Source organism: Streptomyces griseoviridis, from assembly GCF_005222485.1.
Lineage (GTDB): Bacteria > Actinomycetota > Actinomycetes > Streptomycetales > Streptomycetaceae > Streptomyces > Streptomyces hintoniae.
This window is the reverse complement of record NZ_CP029078.1, coordinates 8,482,152-8,505,228: the sequence shown is the minus strand read 5'-3', so window position 1 is coordinate 8,505,228 and position 23,077 is coordinate 8,482,152. Positions and strand designations below refer to the sequence as shown.

The following is a 23,077-nucleotide window of genomic DNA, read 5'->3' as shown; positions in this document are numbered from 1 at the left end:
GGGCCCTGGACGAGGGTCAGTCGGGCAGCGGCTGCTCGCACCAGATGGTCTTGCCGCTGCCGGTCTGCCTGCTGCCCCAGCGCTGGGTGAGCTGGGCCACCAGGAGCAGTCCGCGGCCGCCCTCGTCGAAGGCGTGGGCGCGGCGCAGGTGCGGGGAGGTCGAACTGCCGTCGGAGACCTCGCAGATGAGGGTGCGGTCGCGGATCAGCCGCAGCTGGACGGGCGGGGCCCCGTAGCGGATCGCGTTGGTGACCAGTTCGCTGACGACGAGTTCGGTGACGAAGGCGGTCTCCTCCAGTCCCCAGCGGGTGAGTTGCTCGCCGACGGACTGCCGGACCGTGGCCACCTGGGCGGGGTCGGGCGCGATGTCCCAGGTGGCGATCCGGTCGGCGCCGAGCGCCCGGGTGCGGGCCGCCAACAGGGCCACGTCGTCGCCCGGTTCCTCTGGCAGGACGGCCTTGAGGACGGTGTCGCAGAGGTCCTCGAGGCTGTCGGCGGGGGTGGCGAGGGCGCGGCACAGGGCGCCGGTGGTGTCGTCGACGTCGCGGTCCCGGCCCTCGATCAGACCGTCCGTGTAGAGGGCGACGACGGAGCCCTCGGGCAGCTCCAACTCGACCGCCTCGAAGGGCAGTCCGCCGACGCCGAGCGGCGGCCCCGCCGTGACGGGCACGATCTGCACGGTGCCGTCGGGGCGGACGACGACGGGCGCGGGGTGGCCGGCCGAGGCGAGGGTGAGGCGGCGGGAGACCGGGTCGTAGACGGCGTAGAGGCAGGTGGCGCCGAGTTCGGCGACGTCCTCGGCGCTCTCGCCCGAGGCGAGGTGGGCGACCAGGTCGTCCAGGTGGGTGAGGAGTTCGTCCGGGGGCAGGTCCACGTCGGCCAGGGTGCGCACGGCCGTGCAGAGCCGGCCCATGGTGGCCGATGAGGTGATGCCGTGGCCGACGACGTCGCCGACGACCAGGGCGACCCGGCTGCCGGAGAGCGGGATCACGTCGAACCAGTCGCCGCCGATCCCGGCGAGCGAGCCCGACGGCAGATAGCGGTGGGCGACGTCGACGGCGGACTGCCCGGTGAGGCCCGTGGGCAGCAGGCTGTGCTGGATCGCCAGCGCGGTGGAGCGTTCGCGGGCGAAGCGGCGGGCGTTGTCGATGCAGACGGCGGCCCGGCTGGCGACCTCCTCGGCGAGGACGGCGTCGTCGCCCGCGTAGTCGTCCCGCTGGGCGATCCGTACGCCGACGGCGACGCCCAGGGTGGTGCCGCGCGCCCGCAGCGGCACGGCGATGACCGAGTGGACGCCGGCGCGGTGGCCACTGCCCTCGGGGCCGCGCGCGTTGCGTTCCTCGACCCAGCGCGCGAAGTCGGGGTCGCCGGCCTGGCTGACCACCGCCCGGCCCTGCCGCAGCGCCTGGGCGGGCGGGGAGTACGCCGGGTGGACGTCGGTCGCGCCGAGCGGCACGGCCGCCTCCGGGATGCCGTCGGTGGCGGAGCCGTGGGCGACCCGGCGCAGGGTGATCTCGTGGGGCGCGGCGTCGGGGGGTTCCTCGGCGCCGAGGACCCATTCGAAGAGGTCGACGCTGGCGAAGTCGGCGAACCGGGGCACCAGCAAGTCGATGAACTCCTCGGCGGTGCGCACGACGTCGAGGGTGGTGCCGATGGAGGTGGCCGCCTCGTTGAGGACGGCGAGGCGTTCCCTGGCCCGGTACTGCTCGCTGGAGTCGAAGGCGGCGAGCGCGACGCCGGTCAGCTCGCCCGCGGTGTCGCGCACCGGCCACATCTCGATGTTCCAGGCGTGTTCGCGGTTGCCCGAGGGTTCGTCGGCGAAGCTCTCGTAGCGCACCGGCAGACCGGTCTCGGTGACCTGCCGCAGATGGTCGAGGAAGCCCTGGCTGGGTGCGGCCTCCTCGACGGTCTCGGCGAAGTGCCGCCCCAGCAGGGCCTCCTCGGGCACGCCCATCACCTGGCAGGCGACGGTGTTGAGGCGGAGGTAGCGCTGGTGGGTGTCGAAGACGGAGAACGACATGGAGGACTGCTGGAAGGCCCGTCCCGCGACGGTCGGTTCGGGTCCCGCGGTGGTGTCGGCGGTGACCGCGTAGCCGGTGAGGCCGCCGTCGGCGTCGAGGAGGGGGCAGGCCCGCACGGGGATCGCCACCGGGGAGCCGTCGCGGTGGCGCAGCACGACAGTGCCGGCCAGCGTGGCCAGGGCGTCCGGCGGCGGGGGTACGGCGAGCAGGTCGAGGGCCGGGCGGCCGACGGCCTCGGCGGCGAGGCGTCCGGTCAGCTGCCGGGCACCCTCGCTCCACCCGGTGACGGTGCCCTGGGTGTCGACGATCGCCGCGGCGGCGGACGCGTGCTCCATGCCCTTCAGCATGGTTGCCGGCGGGCACCGCTACAACCGAGACGGAGGGCCGCCGGGGCCCTCCGTCCCGGCGCGCGTCATCCGGCGTGCGCGCGCAGCGCGGCGAGAGCCCGGTCCGCGTGGGAGTTCATGCGCAGTTCGCTGCGGACGACCTCCAGGACGGTGCGGTCGGTGCCGATGACGAAGGTGACCCGTTTGGTGGGCGCCAGGGAGAACCCGCGCTTGACGCCGAACCGCTCGCGGACCGTGCCGTCGGGGTCGGAGAGCAGCGGCATGCCGAGCGTGTGGGTACCGGCGAACTCCTGCTGCTTGTCGACGGTGTCGCCGCTGATGCCCACCGGGCGGGCGCCGACGGCGGCGAACTCGGCCGCCAGGTCGCGGAAGTGGCAGGCCTCCGCGGTGCAGCCGGAGGTGAGGGCGGCGGGGTAGAAGAACAGCACGACCGGGCCCTCGGTGAGGAGTTCGGTCAGGCTGCGCGGGGTGCCGGTCTCGTCCGGCAGTGTGAAGTCCTCGATGATGTCGCCGACGTCGACGCGTCCTGTCATGGCTGTCGTTCTCCGTTCCGGGCGACGTTGCGCGCCCACAGGACGAGCGGGAGCTGCAGCGGCAGCCGTCCGATCGCCGCGGTTCTCTGCGGGGCCGGCCGGTCGCGCCAGTCCACCGCCATCTTGACGTTGGCGGGGAACACCCCGACGAAGAAGGCGGCCGTGGCGAGCGCCGCCGTCCTGCGGGTGCGGGGCAGGGCGACGCCCGCGGCGAGCGCGAGTTCGACGGCTCCGCTGGCGTACGTCCAGGTCCTGGCCCGGCCGGGCAGCGACGCGGGGACGATCTCGTCGAACGTGCCGGGCCGAGTGAAGTGGGCGACGCCCGCGGCGGCCAGCAGGCCGGCGAGCAGCAGGGGCGAGCGTTCGGACCGTGCCACAGTTCCTCCTCCGACGTCCTGCCGCGCGATGTTACCCGAGGGTAGAGGCGTTGCGGGCGGGAGTCCCGGCGGTGCCCGCGGGGGCGGGCGGCTCGTCCGGTTCGTCGTCGACGGAGTGGGCGAGGAAGTCGTCGACCATGCGGTGGAAGAGGGTGGCGAGCCGGCGCAGTTCCTCGGGCTCCCAGTCGGCCAGGGCGACCTGCATGCCGCGGGCGCCCGCGTCACGGACCCGCGCGATGGCCTCGCGTCCGGTGTCGGTGAGCTGGATGCGCTGGGCGCGGCGGTCGTCGGGGTCGGGGACGCGGGTGACGTACCCGGACTTCTGGAGCTGCTGGACGGTGCGGGTGACGTGGGACGCCTCCACGCCGAGCCGGTTGGCCAGCTCGCCGGGGCGCAGCGGTTCGGAGTCGGCGACCTGGCGCAGCAGGGCGACGGCGGCGCGGTCGAGGGGCACGCCGGCCAGCGTCATGAGCCGTTCGTGCTGGCGGGCGCGGGTGCTGAGGTAGGTGACGCGGGAGAGCGCGCGCTCGATCTCGCCGACCTCGGCGGACGGCTCGGCGGGGAGTTCGGGGAGCGGTGGTGGGGCCATGGGTTCCACTTTACCATATCGTTGCGTAACTCAAGTAATATGCGGCGCCCGTTCCGCCCGGGTACCGCGGACGGAACGCTCCTCGGTCCGGGCACGGCGGACCGCCGCCTTCCGCTCCGCGCGCGGACGGCTCGCTCCCCGGTCCGCGCGGACGGTCCGCCCCCGCTCCGGGCGGACGGTCCGCTCCCCGCTCCGGGCGCGGACGGAACGCTTGCCGGTCCGCGGGGGGACGGGCCGCTCCGGGCGCGGACGGGGTCGCGACCACGGTGGCGGTGGGCCGGCGCGCGGTTCCGCGCCGGCCCAGCGCCGCCGTCGCCCTCCCGCGGGCGCCGGTCAGCTCCCGGTCGGCGCGGGCTCGGTGCCGAGCGCCTCGGTCCAGGACGTGCCCGTCGCGATGGCCTGGCGCCAGGTCCTGATCGCCTTGGGCGGCATGCCGACCGCGAGCGCGCCGGTCATCCGGTCGCCGGTGCGGTACGCGGCCACGAACCGGCGTTCGGACAGGTCGCCCTCCACGACGGCGACCTCGTCGTGGCCGCGCAGGTAGCCGTACGCCTGCACCTTCATGTCGTACTGGTCGGACCAGAAGTACGGCACCGGCGCGAACGGCTTGCGGGCCTGCGGGTCGAGCAGGTTGCGGGCGGCGGCCATGCCCTGTTCGGCCGCGTTGGTGCGGTGCTCGATCCGCATCGAGGTGCGGAACAGCGGGTTGTACCAGCGCGCCACGTCACCGGCCGCGTAGACGTCCTCGGCGGCCCCGCAGTACTCGTCGCAGACCACGCCGTCGCCGAGGGTCAGGCCGCTGCCTTCGAGCCACTCGGTGTTGGGGACCGAGCCGACGGCGACCAGCACCTCGTCGGCGTCGATCACCTCGCCGTCGGCCAGCCGTACGCCGTCCTCGGTCACCTCGGTGACGGAGACACCGCACCGCAGGTCGACGCCCCGGTCCAGATGGGCCCGGGTGAGGACGGCGCCGACCTCGGTGCCGACGGCGTGCGCCAGCGGGACGGGCGCCGGTTCGAGCAGCGTGACCCGGGCGCCGAGCCGCCAGGCGACGGCGGCGGCCTCGGCGCCGAGGAACCCGGCGCCGACGATCACCAGCCGCACCCCGGGCACCAGCCGCTCCCGCAGCGCCAGCGCGTCGTCGAGGGTCCGCAGCACGTGCGCGCCCTCGCCCGGCAGCCTGCGGGCCCGCACGCCGGTCGCCACGATCAGCCCGTCGTAGGGGAGTTCGGCGCCGTCGGCCAACTCGACGACCTTGTCGGCCAGTCGGAGTCCGGTGGCGGCGACCCCGAGCCGCTGTTCGAGGCCGAGGGCGGCCAGGTCGGCGGGGTCGCGCAGGGTCAGCCGGTCCGACTCCCATTCCGCCGCGAGGAGTTGCTTGGACAGCGGCGGGCGGTCGTAGGGGGCCCGCGGTTCGTCGCCGACGAGGGTGAGGGTGCCGTCGAAGCCTCCGCGGCGCAGCGTCTCGGCGGCGGCGAGGCCGGCGGCCGAGGCGCCGACGACGACGACCCGCCTCACTGCTCCACCACGCGGATCGCGGCGGCGGGGCAGATCGCCACGGCCTCGTGCACGCCGTCGGCCGACTCCGCCGGGGGCCGCTCGTCCAGGACGAAGGCGATGCCGTCCTCGTCCCGCTGGTCGAACACCTCGGGGGCGACCATCACGCACTGCCCGGAGGCGACACATTTCGGTTCGTCGAGTTCTACACGCATCTCGGGTTCCTCGCTCAACTTCCGTGGGGGGTCGTACGGTTCGTGGGGGTACAGCGGTCCGTGGGAGCCGGGTTCACCAGGTGACGGGCAGTTCGTAGACACCGTAGACCGAGCCGTCGTGCTTGAACGGAAGCTCCAGGGCGTTCGCCGCCAGGCGCAGCGTGGGGATGCGGCGGTAGAGGGTGCCGTAGACGACCTGGAGCTCCATCCGGGCCAGCGGCTGGCCCAGGCACTGGTGCACGCCGAACCCGAAGGCGACGTGGCGGCGGGCGTCGCGGGTGACGTCGAGGCGGTCGGGGTCGGGGAACGCCTCGGGGTCGCGGTTGGCGATGTCGTTGGGCATGATCACGCCCTCGCCCGCCCTGATCAGATGGCCGTCGATCTCGATGTCCTCCAGCGCCGCCCGGCGCCGGCCGCCGTGCACGATGCTGAGGTAGCGCAGCAGTTCCTCCACGGCGGAGGCGATCAGTCCGGGGTCGTCCGTCTCCCTCAACCGGGCCAGCTGGTCGGGGTGTTCGAGGAGCGCGAGGGTGCCGAGGGCGATCATGTTGGCGGTGGTCTCATGGCCCGCGAGGAGCAGCAGGACGCCCATCTCGGCGGCGTCCCCGCGGGTCAGTTCGCCCGCACCGATCCGCCCGACCAGACCGGAGAGCAGGTCGTCCCCCGGCTTCTCGGTCTTCTCGGCCACCAGGTCGTCGAGGTAGGCGAGCAGCCTGCCGTGGGCGGCCGTCCGGTCCTCGACGGGCGCGTCCCGCTTGATGAGGACCTTGCTGTTCTCCTGGAAGAAGTCGTGGTCGGCGTAGGGCACGCCGAGCAGCCGGCAGATGACCAGGGAGGGCATCGGCAGCGCGAACGCCTCGACCAGGTCGACGGGGCCCGAGCGGGCCAGCATGTCGTCGATCAGGTCGTCCACGATCCCCTGCACGACGGGCCGCAGCTCCTCGACCCGTTTGACCGCGAACGGCGCCGTGACCATGCGGCGCAGCTGGGCGTGCTCCGGGTCGTCCATGAGGATGAAGCTGATGTTGCTCCTGCCGCTGACCGGTGCCTGGAGCGGGTAGCCGGGGGTGCCGATGTCGGCGCTGACCCGGGGGTCGAGCAGCAGGGCACGCTGGTCGGCGTACCGGGTGATCAGCCAGGGCCTGCTGCCGTCCCACAGCTCGACCCGGACGAAGCGGCCCTCGTCCTGCTGGGCCGTGAGCCGCGGTGGCGGGTCGAACGGACAGCCCGCGGCGCGGGCCATCGGGAAGTGCGGGACCGGCGCGCTGCCGGTGCGGGTGTCGGCCATGATTCTCCTCGGTCGCGGTGGGGGCGAGGCATCGATGAGCACATGCGAACAGAGGGGGCTGACGCGTTCCGGTCAGTTCCCTGACAGTCAGCTGACGTGACCTGGATCACAACGGGAGTTGAGGGTCCGCCGATCCTCCGCCGCCGGGCGCGCGACAGGCCAACACCCGCGAGAATCGGCCATGTCGACGTCGACCTCACCGAGGCGGCCCCCGAGCTCCCCGTGCTCGCCGCACCGCCGCCCTCCAGGCGACCGGGCCACTCCCCCTCGCTCACCGACCGTTTACACATGCGTGGGTCACCCCTCCCGGCCGACCTCTCCCAGCCAGTAGCCGAACCCGCGGCGGGTGTGGATCAGGGCGGGCTCGACGCGGTCCACCTTGCGGCGCAGCCGGGAGAGGAGCTGTTCGATCGCGTTGTCGCCGCGGAAGTCGCCCCAGACGTACCGGCCGATCTGCTCCTTGGAGAGCACCCGGTGCGCGTTGACCAGCAGATAGCGCAGTAACCGGTACTCGGCGGGGGTGAGGTCGAGGACGCGGTCGCCGCGCCGCGCCTGGCAGCGGGAGTCGTCCAGGGCCAGATCGCCGTAGGCGGGCGAGCCGTCGCCGCGCGGGCCCTGGTGGGCGGCGCGCAGCAGCCCCTGCATCCGGGCGAGCACCTCGGCGACCCGGAACGGCTTCGTCACATAGTCCCGTCGCCCGGGGCCGAGGACGGGCTGGAGCCGCTCCAGGGAGTCGCAGTCGGCGAGCAGCAGGGTCGGCGGCCGGTGCAGGCCGGCCGGCGGGCGGCCGCGGCCGAGCCCCTCCATGTCGGGCAGCGCGGAGTCCATGACGACGAGGTCGAAGCGGTGCGCGGCGGCGCGGGCCAGCGCCTCGACGCCGGTGCCGGCCAGGCTGATCCGGTATCCGGCCAACTCCAGGGTGGTGGAGAGCAGTTCGGCGAGTTCCGGCTCTCCCGCAACGATCAGGACCTGCTGGCCGGCTCCGCGCGCGAGCGTCGGCCGCTCGGCGACGGACCCACCGGCGGGACCGGTCGAGGACGAGGGTTCCATGGGGCGCACCCTTCCGTTCCACGCGAGCGGAGCGAATCGATCGCGTCGCATCGCATCGCATCCATTGCTTGACTCAAGTAATCTATCTATGCTTGCCTGAAGCAAGCAACCCGAACGGCTGCCTGGGTGCCCGACCGGTTTCCTCGGTGCGGGAGCGGTTTCCTGATCGCCGGAGCGGATCCTGAGTGAACATCCCAGAGTGAGGGAAGGGCGTCGAGCGCGATGCGGCGGTACCGCACGGAGGCAGCGCGCCCCGGAGCGGCCACCCTAGGCGGACGCGGCGAGCCTGCCGGGTACGGCGGGCGCGACGGGTACGGCGGGTACGGCGGGTACGGCGGGCGCGACGCCCGCGGGTCGGGGCGTCCGTCTCGGTCAGCCGATCAGCCGCTCGGCGTGCTGGGGACGTCCGGCGCGGTCGGTGTAGTTGGTGTGGTCGGCGCGGTCGGTGTGGTTGGGGTGATCGGTGTGATCGGGGCCAGCCAGACGCCGATCAGCGCGTCGGCGAGACCGCTGCCGGCGCTGTGCCAGTCGGCGCGGGGCGTGGGCCGGCCCTCGGCGAGGGCGCGCTCCCGCTCGGCGGGCATGGTGACGATGAGATGGCGGGCCATCTCACCGCGCTCGGCCCGGACTTCGGGCGGCAGCCCGGTCAGACACCGGTTCAGCCCCTCGATGATCGCGCGCAGCGACGGGGAGGCGAGGGACTCCTCCACCAGGATGTCGTGCAGGGCCGGGTCGGTCATCAGCTGCGCGCAGAACCGCGCGTACCAGGTGGGGCCGCCCAGGTCGGCGAGATGCTCGGGCATCGGCCGCACCAGGCAGTCGATCCAGTCCCGCAGGTCGGTGGAGTCGCCGATCCCGGCGAGCAGCCTGACCCGGATCTCCTCGATGCGCTGCGAGTGGCTGCGCACGATGGCGCGGACCAGGTCGGCCTTGGTGCCGAAGTGGTAGCCGACGGCCGTGTTGTTGCCCTGGCCGGCGGCCTCGCTGATCTGGCGGTTGGAGACCGCGTTCACACCACGCTCGGCGAACAGCCGTTCGGCCGTCGTCAGGATCAGCTCTCTGGTCGTGCCGACCTGTCCCGCCCGTGCCGTTCTGCCCGCCATGCTCACCGTCGCACCGGGACTTGCCGCGCCCCCGCGACGACCAGTCCCTGGGATCGTCGCGGACTCCGCCGCCGACGCGACGGGGATCACCACGGAAAGCCTACGCAACCGCACGTGGGGAGCGGGGTGGGGCGGCGCGGGCGGCGTGGGGCGGGGCAGGCAGCCACGACGGGGCGGGCAGCCACGGCGGCGCGGGCGGCCACGGCGGGGCGGGCAGCGAAGGCCTCGCCGTGGAACCCGGCACGGTGCGAAGCCGCCCCCCGCCGCCGTTACAGTAAGTCAAGCGATTGACTTATTTTCGACCGCGTTTCCTGCTTTCTCTCCCCTTCCTCGCTCGGAGGCACCCACATGTCCGACGTTCTCCCCAGACCCGCCGGCGCGGGCGGCCCGGCCGTACCGCGGCCGGGCGCCGTGGTGGCGGTGCTGGCCTTCGCCGGGATCGTCGTCTCGCTGATGCAGACCCTGGTCATCCCGATCGTGCCGCAGCTGCCGAAGCTGCTGGACGCCCCGGCCTCCGACACCGCCTGGGCCGTCACCGCGACGCTGCTGGCCGCCGCGGTGGCCACGCCGGTGGTGGGCAGGCTCGGGGACATGTTCGGCAAGCGGCGGATGCTGCTGGTGAGCGTGGTGCTGCTGATCTCGGGGTCGGTGATCTGCGCGCTCAGCGACACCCTGGTGCCGATGATCGTCGGGCGTGCGGTGCAGGGCCTCGCGGCGGCGGTCGTGCCGCTGGGCATCAGCATCATGCGCGACGAGCTGCCCGCGGAGCGGCTCGCCGGGTCGACCGCGCTGATGAGCGCCTCGCTGGGCGTCGGCGGCGCGCTGGGTCTGCCCACGGCGGCCCTGATAGCCGACCACTTCGACTGGCACGTCCTGTTCTGGGCGTCGGCCGGCCTCGGCGTGGTGGCCCTGGCGCTGGTCGCGGTGTTCGTGCCGGAGTCCGCGGTGCGCACCGGCGGCCGCTTCGACCTGGTCGGCGGCATCGGTATGGCGACCGGCCTGATCTCGCTGCTGCTGGCGATCTCCAAGGGCGCCGACTGGGGCTGGACCAGCTCCACGACGCTCGGCCTGTTCGCCGTGGCCGTGCTGGTGCTGGTGGCGTGGGGCTTCTTCGAGCTGCGCACCTCGGAGCCCTTGGTCGACCTGCGCACCACGGCCCGCCGTCAGGTGCTGGTGACCAACCTCGCCTCGATCGCGATCGGCTTCTCGATGTTCGCGATGTCCCTGGTGCTGCCGCAGCTGCTCCAGCTGCCCGTCCAGACCGGCTTCGGCCTGGGCAAGTCGCTGCTGACGGCCGGTCTGGTGATGGCGCCCTCCGGGCTCGTGATGATGGTGTTCGCGCCGGTGTCGGCCGCCGTCTCCAAGGCGAAGGGCCCGAAGGTGACGCTGATGATCGGCGCCCTGATCGTGGCCTCCGGGTACGCCCTGAACATCGTGCTGATGTCCGAGGTCTGGCACCTGGTGCTGGTGTCCTGTGTGATCGGCGCCGGCATCGGCTTCACGTACGGCGCGATGCCGGCCCTGATCATGGGCGCCGTCGACCCGTCGGAGACGGCAGCGGCCAACAGCCTCAACACGCTGATGCGGTCGATCGGTACGTCGGTCGCGAGCGCGATCGCCGGAGTGATCCTGTCGCAGATGACGATCAGCCTCGGTGGCTACGCCCTGCCGTCGGAGAACGGCTTCAAGGTCGTCATGTCGATCGGCGCGGGCGCCGCGCTGCTGGCCTTCGTGGTCGCGTCGTTCATCCCGCGCCGACGCCCCGCGGCCCCGGTCGCGGTCTCCCCCGCGCCGACGGAGACGTCTTCGGTGAGCTGAGGACTGAGACGCTCTCGGTGAGCTGAGGTTCCGGGGCCGCCGTCCGCACGGACGGCGGCCTCAGCCACGCTCACTCCGAACTGACGGCGGCGTTCGCGCCCGGCGGGCTCGACGTCCAGATCGTCGCCGAGGGGCCGCGGGGGCGCGGAGGCGAGGGGCCGCGGGGGCGAGGGGGCGCCCGAGCCGCAACTCATCGTCATCATCTACCAGTACAGGCCGGCGCGGACTCCTCCTCAGGGTTACTGAAGGTCAGGTCTCATCCACTACCCGCGCCCTCTCTGTCTCTCCCTCTCCCCCTCCCCCTCCCGCGCTCCTTCCGCTCTTTCCCAGCTTGTCGAGCCACTGTTCGAGGAGGGCCGACTCGGCCGTGGTGAAGACCGGGGTGCGCTCGGCGCGCAGCCGGGCGGCCAGGGTGGCGGCTGCGACCGGGACGGCGTGATCCGGCTCGGCCCCGGGCACCTTGCCGGGATCGGCCGGGCAGGTGACCGCGTCGAGGACGGCGTCCCGCAGCCGCTCGGAGAACGCGGGGTCCGGGTACTGCTCGGGACGGGTCAGTATCGACAGGGCCGCGCCCACATTGGCGGACATGATCATCTGCGTGGCGAGGGCGGGCGGCACGGTGAGCCGGCCCGCCACCGCGCAGCGCTCCAGGATCGCGCCGAGCAGGGCGTGCGCCTCCTCGACGGCGGCGGGCGGCACGGTCAGCTCCGGCGAGTACATCAGCCGGTAGTGATGGGGGTGCTCCAGCGCGAACCGCAGGTGGTTGTCCCACCCGGCTCTGAGATCGGCGACCGGGTCGGCACTGGGCCGCGCCTGCCTCTTGGAGTTCAGGTACTCCTCGAAACCCCGGTCGACGACGGCCGCGAGCAGCCCCGCCTTGTCGCCGAACAGCCGGTAGAGCATCGGCGCCCCCACCCCGGCCGCCTCGCACACCGCACGGGTGGAGACGTCGGCGACCGGTGCGCCGGCCAGCAGGGTGGTCGCCGCGTCCAGGATCTTCTCCCTCGCGTCCATGGCACCACGGTACGCCATTCGTAGCGTTGATACGAGATGGGCGTTACGATCGCTACGATTCCGTGTTATCGTCGATACAGGTAATCCGTAGCAGCGCTAACAAGAGGAAGGGCCCCGTCATGACCTCTCACCCCAGGACGGACCGACGGGTCGCGATCGTCACCGGCGGCTCGCGCGGCATCGGACGCGAGGTCGCCCAGCGGCTCGCGGCGGACGGACTCGCGGTCGTCGTCGGCTACGCGGGCAACGAGAAGGCGGCCCAGGACGCCGTACGGACCATCGAGGAAGCGGGCGGCACGGTGTTCCCGGCCCGCGCGGACGTCGCCGACGAGACGGAGGTCGCTGCCCTCTTCGACCTCGCGGAGACCACGTACGGCGGGATCGACGTGGTCGTGCACGCGGCCGGCCGGATGCCCCTGTCCCCCGTGGTCGACCTGGACCTCGCCGACCTCGACGCGGTGTACCGCACCAACATCCGCGGCACGTTCGTCGTCGACCAGCAGGCCGCCCGCAGGCTGCGCCCCGGCGGCACGATCGTCAACTTCTCGACGTCGATTCTCGGCCTGGCCTTCCCCGGCTACGGCGCCTACGCGGCCAGCAAGGGCGCGGTCGAGGCGCTGACCCTGATCCTCGCCCGGGAACTGCGCGGCCGGGACGTGACGGTGAACGCGGTCGCCCCCGGCCCCACCGCCACCGACCTCTTCCTCGACGGCAAGGACGAGGAGACCGTCGCCCGCCTGGCGGCCCAGCCCCCGCTGGAACGCCTGGGCACACCGCGGGACATCGCGAGCGTCGTGGCCTTCCTGGCGGGCCCGGACGGACGGTGGGTGAACGGACAGGTGCTGCGGGCGAACGGCGGGATCGTGTGAGGGGGCGGACGAGGTGAGCTGCGGCAAGGGCAATGGCCCGGCGGCGGGCTGATCGGTCCCGACGGGGCGTTCGGGATCGACGCCCACCGTTGGACGCCCCTGCACGAGTGCATCGACGGATGGGTGGAGTCCCTGGCGCTCGCCGCGCATGCCGGGCGCTGGGCCAGGACCGTCACGAGGATCAGAGGCAGGGCCGTCGAGTCAGTGGACCTGGACGGCTACGAGCCGGTACCCGAAGTACGGGGTCTGACCGACACCTGGTGGCGAGGCGAGGACTCGCTCGTCGCCCTGTACCGAGGCGAGGCCGTGGGCCTTGACGCCCCGCAGTGCCTTGAGGCTCAGGTCTACGGCGGTCTCGACGCGTGGGGGCTTCGCGGCGGCTGAGCGTCGGCACCGGATCCGGGTATCCGCTCGGCCGGTGAGCGGCGATCTCGCGAAGGGACGCTTCAGGGGCGGGTGCGACGGCCGGTACCCCGCTGGCCGGAGATCAACAGGTCGTGTGCCACAACGACTTGTCGCCCAGGAACACCGTCTACCGGCCGCGTGGCGGCGCGCTTCGCCCGGTGGCGTTCATCGACTGGGACCTCGCGGCGCCTGGCGCGCGGATCCACGACGTCACTCACGTCTGCTGGCAGTACCTCGGCCTGGGCCCTTCGATCACCGACGTCGAGGAGGCGGCCCGCCGCATGAGGCTGGTCGCGGACAGCTACGCGCTGGCCGACCGGCAGAGCCTCGTGTCCACGGTGCTGTGGTGGCAGGACCGGTGCCGACGGGCATCGAGGCCCAGGCCGAGGCCGGCGACCCCGCCATGGTCCGGCTCCGCGGCACCGCAGCGGTGAGAAACGTCAGGGCGGCCTGTCAGTGGGTCCTCGACCACCGCGCGGCGTTGGAACGCTCCCTGCGGTGAGCGCCGGCCTCAACGGCCCTGGTCCGGGCCGATCTCGACGAGCCGCGCCCAGTCCGGTGGCCGGTCCGGCACGTAGTCGGGGTCGTGCTCGTGCCACGCCCGGCCCACCGACGGGCGCGGGAAGAGGCCGATCACCGTCCGGCACGGCGGCCGGGTCGCGGGCCAGGCGGTCTGGCCGTCGGTCAGGACGACGACGGCGTCGGGCCGCGGCCTGAGGCGCAGCGCCTTGGCGAACCCCGCGCGCAGGTCCGTACCGCCGCCTCCGAGCAGCGCGACGCCCTCCGCCCGGCACAGCGCGTGCACGACCCGGACCGCCGCGTCGCACGGCACGACCGTGACCAGGTCGCGGCGGCCGCCGACCGCCTTGGCGATCGCGGTGATCTCCAGCAGCGCGCTGCCCAGTTCGGCGTCGCTGACCGAACCCGAGGTGTCGATGACGACGGCCACCCGGGGCGGTCTGCGGCGCAGGCTCGGCAGGACCACGCCGGGCAGGCCGGCCGAGCGCCGGGCGGGTCTGCCGTACGTGTAGTCGTCGCCCGCGCCAGGACCCGACACGGCCGACCTGATCGCCGCGCCGAGCAACTCCCGCCAGCGCTGCGGCGGATGGAACGCGTCCTCGGCCCACCGCCGCCAGCCCCGCGACGCGCTTCCCGGCCTCCCCTTGATGCCCTGGGCGACCCGGAAGCGGACGGCGTCCCGCTCCTGCTCGCTGAGCCCGCGGGCGCCGTCGGCCCCGAGGTCCCACTCCCGGTCGAGTCCGTCGGCGCCGCTGCCGCAGTCGAGCCAGGCCAGGTCCTGGCTCCGCGCGCCCAGCGTGAACTGGCGCAGATAGTCCTCCATGAGTTCACCGGGCCGCAGGGCGAGAGTCGTCGGTGTCACCGCTCCCTCCGGGGTGACGAGGCCGTCGCCGTAGACGTCGTCGTTGATCTCGCAGTCGGCGGCGATGTTCATGCGGAGCCGTTCGGCGGGCCCGGTCAGGCCGTGCAGCCGGGCGTACCTGTCGCTGCGGCCGTGGTGGTCGCGCAGCAGGTGGGACACCTCATGGACCCAGACGCCGGCCAGATCCTCAACGGGGGTGCGGTCCACGAACGCGGGTGACACGTAGCACCGCCAGTGCCGGTCGACGCCCATGGTCGGCACCTGGCGCGACGGGACGACACGCAGCGCGAACAGCGCGGTCGCGAGGTAGGGCCGTACCCGGGCGGCATACAGCCGGGCGGCGAGGAGCTTGTCGAGATCCAGCACGGCCGCCGCGCCGTACGGGCCACCGCCCGGCTCCCCCTCCCTCACACCGTTCGGGCCACCGCCAGGCCCCATCTCCGAAACTCCGTTCGGACCACCGCCCGGCTCCCCCTCCCTCACACCGTTCGGGCCACCGCGAGCCCCCAACTCCGACACGCTGTTCGGACCACCACCCGGCTCCCCTTCCCTCACGCCGTTCCGGCCACCACCCGACCCCAACTCCCCCACACCGCAGGGGTCATCACCAGACCCCAACTCCCTCACCCCCTTCACCGGCCCGTCCTCGCGGCCGTGCGGGCCGCCGTGCGGTCCGCGACCCGGTCGGCTTGGGCCGACAGGGACACCACGCCCGCGAGGCGTTCGATCGACGCGGGGACGTCCCACTCCTCGCGGCGCAGCGCGGCGAGTGTGGTCGCCGGGACGACCACCAGGTCGCGCGGGCCGGTCTCGGCCGCGCGCACCAGGAGCGTCCACGCGGCGTCCCAGCGGGCCCTGTCCGGACGTTCGCGGACGGCGGCGACGACGCCGTCGAGGACCGCCTGCCGCAGATCGCCGCGGTCGGGCAGCTCGGCGCCGGCCGGGTCGGCGAGCACGTCCTCGGGGTCAGGCAGGTCCAACCGGTCGAGGCTCGCGAGGAGTTCGAGCCCTGGGCCGTCCCCGACGGTGCCGCGGACCAGAAGGGAGAGGACGTCGCGTGAGGAGCTTGCCGCGGTCGCGAAGGCGATCAAGGTGAGGGTCATGTCCCAACTGCGCGGTGAGGGCCAGGCACCGCCGCGCCGGGTCTCGTCGGCGGGCAGCCGGTGGACGAGGGTGGGCCGGGCGGCGAGCAGCGCGCACACGGCCAGGCGGGCGAAGTCCACGGCGTCGCCGAGCCGTTGGGGGTCGAGTCGGGGCAGGGTGGCGCGGGGCCAGGTCCCGCCGAGGCCCCGGACGACGACCTCGTGGTCGTGGGTCCACTTGAGGTGGACGAAGCGGTTGGCGAGCGGCGGGCTCAACTCCCAGCCGTCGGCGGCGGATGAGCGCGGGTTGGCGGCGGCCACGATCCGGATGCCAGGCGGCAGCCGCAGCGCGCCGACCCTCCGTTCCAGCACGAGGCGCAGCAGAGCGGCCTGCACGGCGGGCGGGGCGGTGGACAGCTCGTCCAGGAACAGCAGTCCGCGGCCGGCCCGCACGAGCCGCACCGCCCAGTCCGGCGGGGCCATCGGGACGCCCTGTTCGGCGGGGTCGTCGCCGACCACGGGCAGCCCGGCGAAGTCGGAGGGCTCGTGGACGCTGGCGATGACCGTGGTGAGCGGCAGCTCCAGTTCAGCGGCCAGCTGGGTCAGCGCGGCGGTCTTGCCGATTCCCGGCTCGCCCCACAGCAGGACGGGCAGGTCGGCGGCGACGGCGAGAGCGAGGGCCTCCAGCTGGCTGTCGGGGCGCGGCTCGGTGGTGGTGTCCCGCAGGAGGGTCAACAGGTCTGCTGCGGTGTCGAGTTGGGGGACGTCAGAGGCGGGCAGGACGGCAGAGGGCATGAGTGATCACCTGGTGATGTGAAGGACGGAACGCCAGTGGACGGAACAGAGGAAGTGGGATGCGGCGGTCGACAACCGCTGTGTCAGGTTCGGGACTTCGTTCCGAAGGCGGGACCGGGGCGAGGCCCCCGGCGCGCTCGGGCGCGACGCCCGTCCGGGTGGGCGGAGGGCGCGTCGGGCAGTCCCGCCCTGAACAGGCCGTAGGAGATGCGGCGTTGGGCCGCCGTCTCCAACTCGTCGCGCAGGGCGCCGTCGCGCAGGACCGCGTCGGGGCCGAGCAGACCCTCGACGACGGTCAGGGCGCCGGCGAGATCGCCGTGGTCCAGGCGTTCGCGGACGCCGGTCAGCCACTCGGGGTGCCGGTGTGCCTCGTCGATGGCGCGCAGACAGGGCAGCGGTGTTCCGGTGAGCGCGACGAGGAGTTCCTCCCGCCGGATTTCGGCGGGGTCGTGGTCCAAGGGGGACAGCACGCCGTCGACCAGGCCGATGCGGTGCCGGGCTCCCCTGCACTCCACGTGGCGTGGCTGCCCGGCGGGCAGTGGTCCGCTCGGGCCGGTGCCCGGGGTCCGGCCAGGCGCCAGGGCGGACGCGACCAGGGGGTGGAGCTGTTCGGGTGTGAGCGTCCCGGTCCGGAGCAGTTCCAGGTCGGGCGGTTCCCACGTCGCCGCGTCCGGCAGGAGGGGCAACTCCTCGCCGGGCAGGGCCTGGCGGAGAACGGGACCGGCGTCCCCCTTCAGGTGCAGGGCGAGTCGGCGCCGTTCCCCGACCCGGACGGCGACGGTTGTGGTGCCGGGTCGGTCCGCGTCGAGCAGGACGGCCGCCTCCTCGGCCCACCGCTCGACGGCGCACCGACGGCCGTGGGGTATCCGGTCCAGGAGCCGCGGATCGGCCCAGGAAGGGAGCGAGGAAGGGAGCGCACCCGTCGTCCACTCGGACCGGGCGGCGGCAACGCCCTGCGGACGCGCCTCGCCCGCCAAGCCGTCCGCGCCTGACCTGCTCCGTAGCTCGTCGGTCCGGCGTGCGTCCCAGAGGTGGCGGTGCAGGTCGAGGCGGAACCGGCGGCTCGGGTGCGGGTGCGGGTGGCACCGGGTGAGCGGATCGTCGCGGGAGCCGTCCCACAGGGCGAGGCCGATCCGCTGTCCGGCGTCCGCCCAGGCGGGCGGGGTGCGCGCCACCAGGTGCGGCGCGTCGGCCCGGTCACGTCCCGGCAGGTCGTAGCGGGCCAGGGCGACGGTCAGGCCGGGGCGCAGCAGTCCGTCGGGGGCGATTCTCGGCAGGTGCCAGCGCAGCAGGTCAGGCGCCAAGTGGCGGAGGTCCGCGCGGAGTCGGGCGGCCAGGTCGGTGCCGTGGCGGCGGGCGACGGCACGCAGGGTGAAGTCGACGTCGACACCGGCGGCTGCACACGCGCCGGCCCAGTCCCCGGCATGGCGGCGGGCGGTCGCGGTCTCGATCATGGCGGGCGGCACGGCGTAGTGGCGCACGCGCGGCCAGAAGGACGGAACTGGAACGGGCGGGAGAGGCGTGGGAAGGTCGCCGTTCGCGACGCGGGAGCGCATCAGCACTCACCTTGCGCGGACGGGTCCCCCAATCTGCCTGGGGAGTTGTTCGTCATCGCGGTGATCGTAACGGCTGGCGCGGCACCGGTCCACGGGTTTTCCCACCGCCTGCCGCGCCAGAGGGGCGGAGCGGAGCAGTCCGATTCGGCCCTCAGCGGCCCGATTTGGCACCGGGCGCTCCGAAACGGCGCTGAACAGCCGTCCCGTGCCGCCCGTATCTGTCGGTGTACCCCTGTCCGTCGCGCGCGGGCAGGTTCGCCTGGATCCCGAATTCGGAGCAGCTACGTGCTTCAGCAGCCGACGCGGTCACCGAACGGCCGTACCCCGTCCCGGGCCCGCCTCGCCCCGCACCTCCTCGACATCACCCCACTCACGCCCGGCCCCACCCCGCACCTCCTCCGCCTCACCACCGACACGCCCGGCCGCACCCCGCACCTCCTCCGCCTCACCACCGACACGCCCGGCCGCACCCCGCACCTCCTCCGCCTCACCACCGACACGCCCGGCCGCACCCCGCACCTCCTCCGCCTCACCACCGACACCCCCGCCCCCACCCCGCACACCCCCACCCCGCACCTCCCCAACGTCACCCCCCGCACCCCCGGCCCCACCACATCCGCCCCTCACCCCACCCCGACAGACTCCCGCCCGAGCCACGCCACCTCCCTCCCCAAGCCGACCGTCTCCCGCCCCACCCCCGCCCTCTCCCGGCTGGCCCGCTCCGTGGTGTTCGCCGGTGGGCTCGTGGTCCTGCCGCTGACGGCGGGCTGCGACGGCGGTGGGAGTGAACCAGCGGGCAAGGGGCGGCAGTCGGCGACGGCGGCGCCCGTGGTCTCCGCGCTGGAGGCGCAGGTGGTGGCGCCCGCGAAGGTGGAGGTCATCGCCGGCCTCACCGGCTGCGAGGTGAAGATCCGTACGGAGGCCGCCGAGTTGCGGGAGGGGGTCTGCCACACCGGGGACGGCGACTACCTGATCACGACGTTCCCCGAGGAGCGGTTCAAGGAGACCTGGCTGGACACCATCAGCATGTACCAGGGCACCTATCTGGTGGGCAGCCGGTGGGTGGTCAGCGCGCAGCCGAAGGCACTCGAGGAGTTCCGGGGCACGCTCGGCGGGACGATCGTGCACCACTCGGGCGTGGGTCCGAGCGCGGCGTCGAGCCCCTGACGTCCCGCGCGCCCCCGGCTCCTCAGCCGCCGCGCGGGCCTGCCGCCCCTCGGCCACATCGGTGGCCGGTACCCAACTGGTGGCGCGATCATGGTGGTTGGCGGGTACGCATCTCCCTCACGGACCGGTTCGCGGGGTGGGGGGAGCTGACCCTGGTGGCGGAGGCGGGTGAGCGGTCGCGGCGCGTCCTGCGCCGCCAGGCCGTGTCGGAGCTGCGGGCGCGGGGGCGTTACGGGCCGAGGCTGCGCGAGGTGCTGTTCGCGCTCGTCCTGCTGGTGCTCCTCGGGTCGGCGGGGGTGGTGGGGCTCGCGCTGGCGTTCCGTGTCTACGGGCCCGCCGTACCCGCCGCGGTCCTCGCCGCGCTCGTGACCGGGGCGGTGGCGGCACGTCTGCTGCGCAGGCCGCTGGCCCGTCGGCGCCGCGGTCTCTACACCCGGGACGAACTGGCGGAGTTGGACGTGCCGGGGCTGGTGCTCGCGGTGGCGCGGATGCTGCGCAGGGACGGGTGGCGGGTGCTGCCGCTGCCCGAGCAGGACCGGCCCAGGCTCGCGGCGCGCGACGCCCAGGGGCGGCTGCTGGTGGTGGCGTTCCGGCCGGTGGCCGAGCCGCTGCCGGACGAGGAGCCCGCCTGGCGGCGCCGTGCGCGGGGGCACGGGCCGGTCGTGCCCGATCTGCGACTGGTCGTGCACCGGGGGACGTTCGCGGAGCGGGACGTGCGCTGGGCGGCCCGACAGGGTCACGTGCACCTCATCGACGGTGCCCGGCTGGCGCGTTGGGCCGGTGGCACGCCGTTGCACCGGCTGGGCGACGAAGCCGGCGTACCGGGACCGTGACGCCGGTTCTTCACCGCGCCTTCATCGAAACGACCAGGAAGCCTCTCCCCCCACAGGCGCCCGGCTCCTACCCTTCCGGCGTATGCGCCTCAACAGACCCAGGACGCCTGGGCACTTCACCAGACGCCTCACCACCACCGTCGTCGCGACGGCCCTGCTGACCACAGCGCTCGCGACCGGCTCCACCGCCCCGGCGCAGGCCGCGCCCCGGGAGGTGGCGGAGCCGACGTCGTACGTGGACCCGCTGATCGGTTCGTCGAACGGCGGCAACACCTTCCCCGGGGCGACGCTGCCGTTCGGCATGATGGCCTGGTCGCCCACCAGTACGACCGGCGACCAGACCAGCACGGGCGCGGCCAACGGCTACGAGTACGGCGCCACCCGGATGCGCGGCCTGAGCCTGACCCATGTCAACGGCGCGGGCTGCAACCCGGGGGCCGCGGGGGACGTGCCGATCATGCCGTTCGTCGGTGACGTCACGTCGTCGCCGTCCGCGGACACCAGGGACGCGGTGTACGCGTCGAACTTCTCGCACGCCGACGAGAAGGCGGTTCCCGGCAGGTACACCGTCGCCCTCGCCTCGGGTGCCGGTGCCGACCTCGCGGTGAGCGCGCGGGCGGGTGTCGCCGACTTCACGTTCCCGGCCGACCGGCCCGCGAATCTGCTGTTCCGGGTCTCCAACTCCCTCAACGGCAGCGAGGACGCGCACATCGACATCGACGCCGCGCACCGCAAGGTGACCGGCTGGGTGCTGACCGGCGCGTTCTGCGGGCGGCGCGCGAACGGCGGCGTCAACAACCGCAAGAGTTACTACAAGCTGTACTTCAGCGCTTCCTTCGACCGGGCGTTCGCGACCACGGGCACCTGGAGGGACGGCACGCTCGCGCCGGGCGCGACCACCGCGTCGGGCGGTGAGGGCTACGCGACGGGCGCCGACCGCGCGGGGCGTGGTTCCGGTGGCTGGGTCGGCTTCGACACCAGCGCTGACAACGATGTCCGGATGCGGATCGGCATCTCCTACGTGAGCCTCGCGGGTGCCGAGACGAACCTGCGCGAGGAGATCCCCGGGAAGGCGAGCGTCGGCCAGGTGGCCGCGGCCGGATCCCGGGCGTGGGACAGGGAGTTGCGGTCGGTGCGGGTCGCGGGCGGCACCGGAGACCGCCGGACGGCCTTCTACACGGCGCTGTACCACTCCTTCCAGCAGCCGAACCTGATCAGTGACACGGACGGCCGCTACTGGGGCATGGACCAGGCCGTGCACCGGGTGGGGCGCGGCCAGGCCGGGCAGTACAGCAACTTCTCCGGCTGGGACCAGTACCGGGCGCACATCCAGCTGCTCGCGCTCCTGAAGCCGCGGGTGGCGGGGGACTTCGCCCAGTCGCTGTACAACTTCGCCCGGCAGAACGGCGGGGTCTGGGACCGCTGGGTGCATGTCAGCGGCGCCACCCATGTGATGACCGGCGACCCGACGGCGGCGACGCTCGCCACCTTCTACGCGATGGGCGTGCGGAACTTCGACTACGAGGGCGCCTTCGACTCGCTGGTCAGGCAGGCCACCGAACCGCACCCCGACGGTCTGTCGGACGCGGGCTGCCCCGGCCAGTGCGTGGGCCAACGCCCGAACCTTGCGCAGTACTTGGCGTCTCACTACGCGGCGCAGGACGTGTGCCACTGCTGGGGCGGCGCCGCCGAGACGCTGGAGGACGCGGTGGCCGACGCCGCGCTCGGCCAGTGGGCGCGGCTGCTGGGCCGGGACGAGGAGGCGGAGGTCTTCGCGGACCGGGGGACCTGGTGGCGGAACGTGTTCAACCCGGCGGCGACCGCGGACGGCGGCTACGCGCAGGCCCGTCGGCTCGACGGCTCGTGGGTGACGCCGTTCTCGCCGAGCACGGACGTCGGGTTCGCGCAGGGCTCCAGCGCCACCTACACCTGGATGGTGCCGCAGGACGTGGCGGGGCTGGCCGAGGCGATGGGCGGCCGTGCGACGGCGGCGACACGCCTCGACGGCTTCTTCCACAAGGCGGACGGCTCCTGGTCGGTGCGCGGCGGCGACGCCCTGCGCTACGACCCGACCAACGAGCCGGGTATCCACGCCCCTTGGCTGTACAACGCGCTGGGCAGGCCGTGGCAGACGCAGGCGACGGTCCGTCAGATCGTGGACACCGTTTACGGGATTGGGCCTTCGGGGCTGCCGGGCAACGACGACCTCGGGACGATGTCGGCCTGGTACGTGTTCGCGTGCCTCGGGCTCTACCCGAAGGCGCCGGGCAGCGCCGATCTGCTGCTGGGGGCACCGGTGTTCACGAAGGCGGTCCTCGACCGGTCGGGCCGCGGTGACATCCGGATCGAGGCGCCCGCGGCCGACGCCACCCACGCGTACGTCGGCTCCGTCCGTCTCGACGGCCGGGCGCACGGGCGTTCCTGGGTGGGCGCGGGGCTGACCCTGAAGGGCGGCACCCTCTCCTACGGTCTGGCCGAGCAGCCGAACACCGGGTGGGCCACGGACCCGGCCGGTCTGCCGAAGTAGCGCCCGAGCGGGCGGTGGTGCGGCCGGCCCCGTCGGGTGCCGGCCGCGCCGCGCCGCGCCGTGCGGTCAGCCGCCGGACGGCAGCCCCGCGAGCCAGGCGGCGGTGGTTCGGGGGGTGCGAAGGCGGTGCACGGTGAGCGGCGCGAACCGGGGATCGTCGACCCGCTCCCCGATCTCGCGGCGCCGCACCGGGTACCGGGACCAGGCCCACCAGGCGGGGTGGTCCCGGGTGAGCCAGTCGCGCCACCGCTCGCGGTTGCCGCCGAAGAGGGACTCGCGGGTGACCGTGCGCCGCAGCGAGCGCCGCAGCACCCGGGGCATGATCACGTGTCGCCCGTAGTCCAGCCAGACCACCGTGTCCGCGCGGTCCCAGAGCAGGTCGCGGACGTCCGGGTAGCCGAGCGAGTCGATGATCCACCGGGGTCGCGCGGCGATCTCGCCGACGTCCTCGGCGAGCCGTTCGTTGACCGCCCAGTCGGGCCCGGCAAAGTACAGGGCGTCCATCTCGTGGTACGGCACGTCGAGACGGCGGCCCAGCGCGCGGGCCAGCGTGGACTTGCCCGCTCCCGTGCTGCCCACCACCAAGATCCGTTCCATCCCCGGACCGTAC

General features: G+C 73.7%; 20 protein-coding genes and 1 pseudogene. 7 read left to right on the top strand and 14 right to left on the bottom strand.

Annotated elements, in window-relative coordinates; genetic code table 11:
- Nucleotides 1-16 precede the first annotated feature (16 nt).
- The 9 genes from DDJ31_RS36675 to DDJ31_RS36635 form a co-directional block, all read right to left on the bottom strand.
- On the bottom strand, nucleotides 17-2,356 hold the full coding sequence (locus DDJ31_RS36675; RefSeq protein WP_127176112.1) for a SpoIIE family protein phosphatase: 2,340 nt from the start codon (nucleotides 2,354-2,356) through the stop codon (nucleotides 17-19).
- Between the two features lie 77 nt (nucleotides 2,357-2,433).
- Nucleotides 2,434-2,901, bottom strand: coding sequence for a peroxiredoxin (locus tag DDJ31_RS36670; RefSeq protein WP_127176113.1), 468 nt, complete (start codon nucleotides 2,899-2,901; stop codon nucleotides 2,434-2,436).
- Nucleotides 2,898-3,278, bottom strand: coding sequence for a DoxX family protein (locus tag DDJ31_RS36665; RefSeq protein ID WP_127176114.1), 381 nt, complete (start codon nucleotides 3,276-3,278; stop codon nucleotides 2,898-2,900). The genes DDJ31_RS36670 and DDJ31_RS36665 overlap by 4 nt, the downstream gene beginning before the upstream one ends.
- 31 nt (nucleotides 3,279-3,309) lie before the next feature.
- Entirely contained in the window at nucleotides 3,310-3,867 is a 558-nt protein-coding gene (locus tag DDJ31_RS36660) for a MarR family winged helix-turn-helix transcriptional regulator (protein ID WP_127176115.1), read from the bottom strand.
- Between the two features lie 333 nt (nucleotides 3,868-4,200).
- A complete protein-coding gene (locus DDJ31_RS36655; RefSeq protein ID WP_127176116.1) occupies nucleotides 4,201-5,385 on the bottom strand; it encodes an NAD(P)/FAD-dependent oxidoreductase in 1,185 nt (394 codons plus the stop codon).
- On the bottom strand, nucleotides 5,382-5,579 hold the full coding sequence (locus DDJ31_RS36650; protein ID WP_127176117.1) for a ferredoxin: 198 nt from the start codon (nucleotides 5,577-5,579) through the stop codon (nucleotides 5,382-5,384). The genes DDJ31_RS36655 and DDJ31_RS36650 overlap by 4 nt, the downstream gene beginning before the upstream one ends.
- Nucleotides 5,580-5,652: 73 nt before the next feature.
- Nucleotides 5,653-6,867, bottom strand: a complete 1,215-nt coding sequence (locus tag DDJ31_RS36645; RefSeq protein ID WP_127176118.1) for a cytochrome P450 — start codon at nucleotides 6,865-6,867, stop codon at nucleotides 5,653-5,655.
- A 297-nt stretch (nucleotides 6,868-7,164) separates the two neighbouring features.
- Entirely contained in the window at nucleotides 7,165-7,917 is a 753-nt protein-coding gene (locus DDJ31_RS36640) for a response regulator transcription factor (RefSeq protein ID WP_127176119.1), read from the bottom strand.
- Nucleotides 7,918-8,297: 380 nt separating this feature from the next.
- Nucleotides 8,298-9,020 (bottom strand): TetR/AcrR family transcriptional regulator, encoded by a 723-nt coding sequence (locus DDJ31_RS36635; protein WP_127176120.1) that lies wholly within the window; start codon nucleotides 9,018-9,020, stop codon nucleotides 8,298-8,300.
- Nucleotides 9,021-9,368: 348 nt separating this feature from the next.
- Here DDJ31_RS36635 and DDJ31_RS36630 point away from each other — a divergent pair, with 348 nt between their 5' ends.
- Complete coding sequence (locus DDJ31_RS36630; RefSeq protein WP_127176121.1) at nucleotides 9,369-10,838, top strand: MFS transporter; 1,470 nt, start codon at nucleotides 9,369-9,371, stop codon at nucleotides 10,836-10,838.
- A 249-nt stretch (nucleotides 10,839-11,087) separates the two neighbouring features.
- Here the strand turns inward: DDJ31_RS36630 and DDJ31_RS36625 are convergent, their stop codons facing one another.
- Nucleotides 11,088-11,852: a TetR/AcrR family transcriptional regulator gene (locus tag DDJ31_RS36625; protein ID WP_127176122.1), complete on the bottom strand. Its 765-nt coding sequence runs from the start codon at nucleotides 11,850-11,852 to the stop codon at nucleotides 11,088-11,090.
- Nucleotides 11,853-11,971: 119 nt separating this feature from the next.
- Between DDJ31_RS36625 and DDJ31_RS36620 the strand changes: the two genes are divergently transcribed.
- The 3 genes and pseudogenes from DDJ31_RS36620 to DDJ31_RS36610 all read left to right on the top strand — a co-directional run bounded on the left by DDJ31_RS36620 (nucleotide 11,972) and on the right by DDJ31_RS36610 (nucleotide 13,560).
- On the top strand, nucleotides 11,972-12,721 hold the full coding sequence (locus DDJ31_RS36620) for an SDR family oxidoreductase (RefSeq protein WP_127176123.1): 750 nt from the start codon (nucleotides 11,972-11,974) through the stop codon (nucleotides 12,719-12,721).
- Nucleotides 12,722-12,763: 42 nt separating this feature from the next.
- Nucleotides 12,764-13,105, top strand: a pseudogene (locus DDJ31_RS36615) (hypothetical protein); the annotation flags it as partial.
- 113 nt (nucleotides 13,106-13,218) lie between these two features.
- Nucleotides 13,219-13,560 (top strand): phosphotransferase, encoded by a 342-nt coding sequence (locus tag DDJ31_RS36610; protein ID WP_240677947.1) that lies wholly within the window; start codon nucleotides 13,219-13,221, stop codon nucleotides 13,558-13,560.
- A 77-nt stretch (nucleotides 13,561-13,637) separates the two neighbouring features.
- Here the strand turns inward: DDJ31_RS36610 and DDJ31_RS36605 are convergent, their stop codons facing one another.
- From DDJ31_RS36605 to DDJ31_RS36595, 3 genes are all read right to left on the bottom strand, one after another.
- Entirely contained in the window at nucleotides 13,638-14,918 is a 1,281-nt protein-coding gene (locus DDJ31_RS36605) for a vWA domain-containing protein (protein ID WP_240677948.1), read from the bottom strand.
- A 221-nt stretch (nucleotides 14,919-15,139) separates the two neighbouring features.
- On the bottom strand, nucleotides 15,140-16,384 hold the full coding sequence (locus DDJ31_RS36600) for an AAA family ATPase (protein ID WP_127176125.1): 1,245 nt from the start codon (nucleotides 16,382-16,384) through the stop codon (nucleotides 15,140-15,142).
- Nucleotides 16,385-16,467: 83 nt separating this feature from the next.
- Nucleotides 16,468-17,940, bottom strand: coding sequence for a hypothetical protein (locus DDJ31_RS36595; protein WP_127176126.1), 1,473 nt, complete (start codon nucleotides 17,938-17,940; stop codon nucleotides 16,468-16,470).
- A 285-nt stretch (nucleotides 17,941-18,225) separates the two neighbouring features.
- Between DDJ31_RS36595 and DDJ31_RS39945 the strand changes: the two genes are divergently transcribed.
- The 3 genes from DDJ31_RS39945 (at nucleotide 18,226) to DDJ31_RS36580 (ending at nucleotide 22,467) form a co-directional block, all read left to right on the top strand.
- Nucleotides 18,226-19,107, top strand: a complete 882-nt coding sequence (locus DDJ31_RS39945; RefSeq protein ID WP_346656262.1) for a hypothetical protein — start codon at nucleotides 18,226-18,228, stop codon at nucleotides 19,105-19,107.
- A gap of 155 nt (nucleotides 19,108-19,262) precedes the next feature.
- Nucleotides 19,263-19,940, top strand: coding sequence for a hypothetical protein (locus DDJ31_RS36585; RefSeq protein WP_240677949.1), 678 nt, complete (start codon nucleotides 19,263-19,265; stop codon nucleotides 19,938-19,940).
- Nucleotides 19,941-20,022: 82 nt separating this feature from the next.
- Nucleotides 20,023-22,467, top strand: a complete 2,445-nt coding sequence (locus tag DDJ31_RS36580) for a GH92 family glycosyl hydrolase (RefSeq protein WP_127176127.1) — start codon at nucleotides 20,023-20,025, stop codon at nucleotides 22,465-22,467.
- Between the two features lie 66 nt (nucleotides 22,468-22,533).
- On the opposite strand, the gene DDJ31_RS36575 is transcribed toward DDJ31_RS36580, so the two are convergent.
- Nucleotides 22,534-23,064: an adenylate kinase gene (locus tag DDJ31_RS36575; RefSeq protein ID WP_127176128.1), complete on the bottom strand. Its 531-nt coding sequence runs from the start codon at nucleotides 23,062-23,064 to the stop codon at nucleotides 22,534-22,536.
- Between the last annotated feature and the right edge of the window lie 13 nt (nucleotides 23,065-23,077).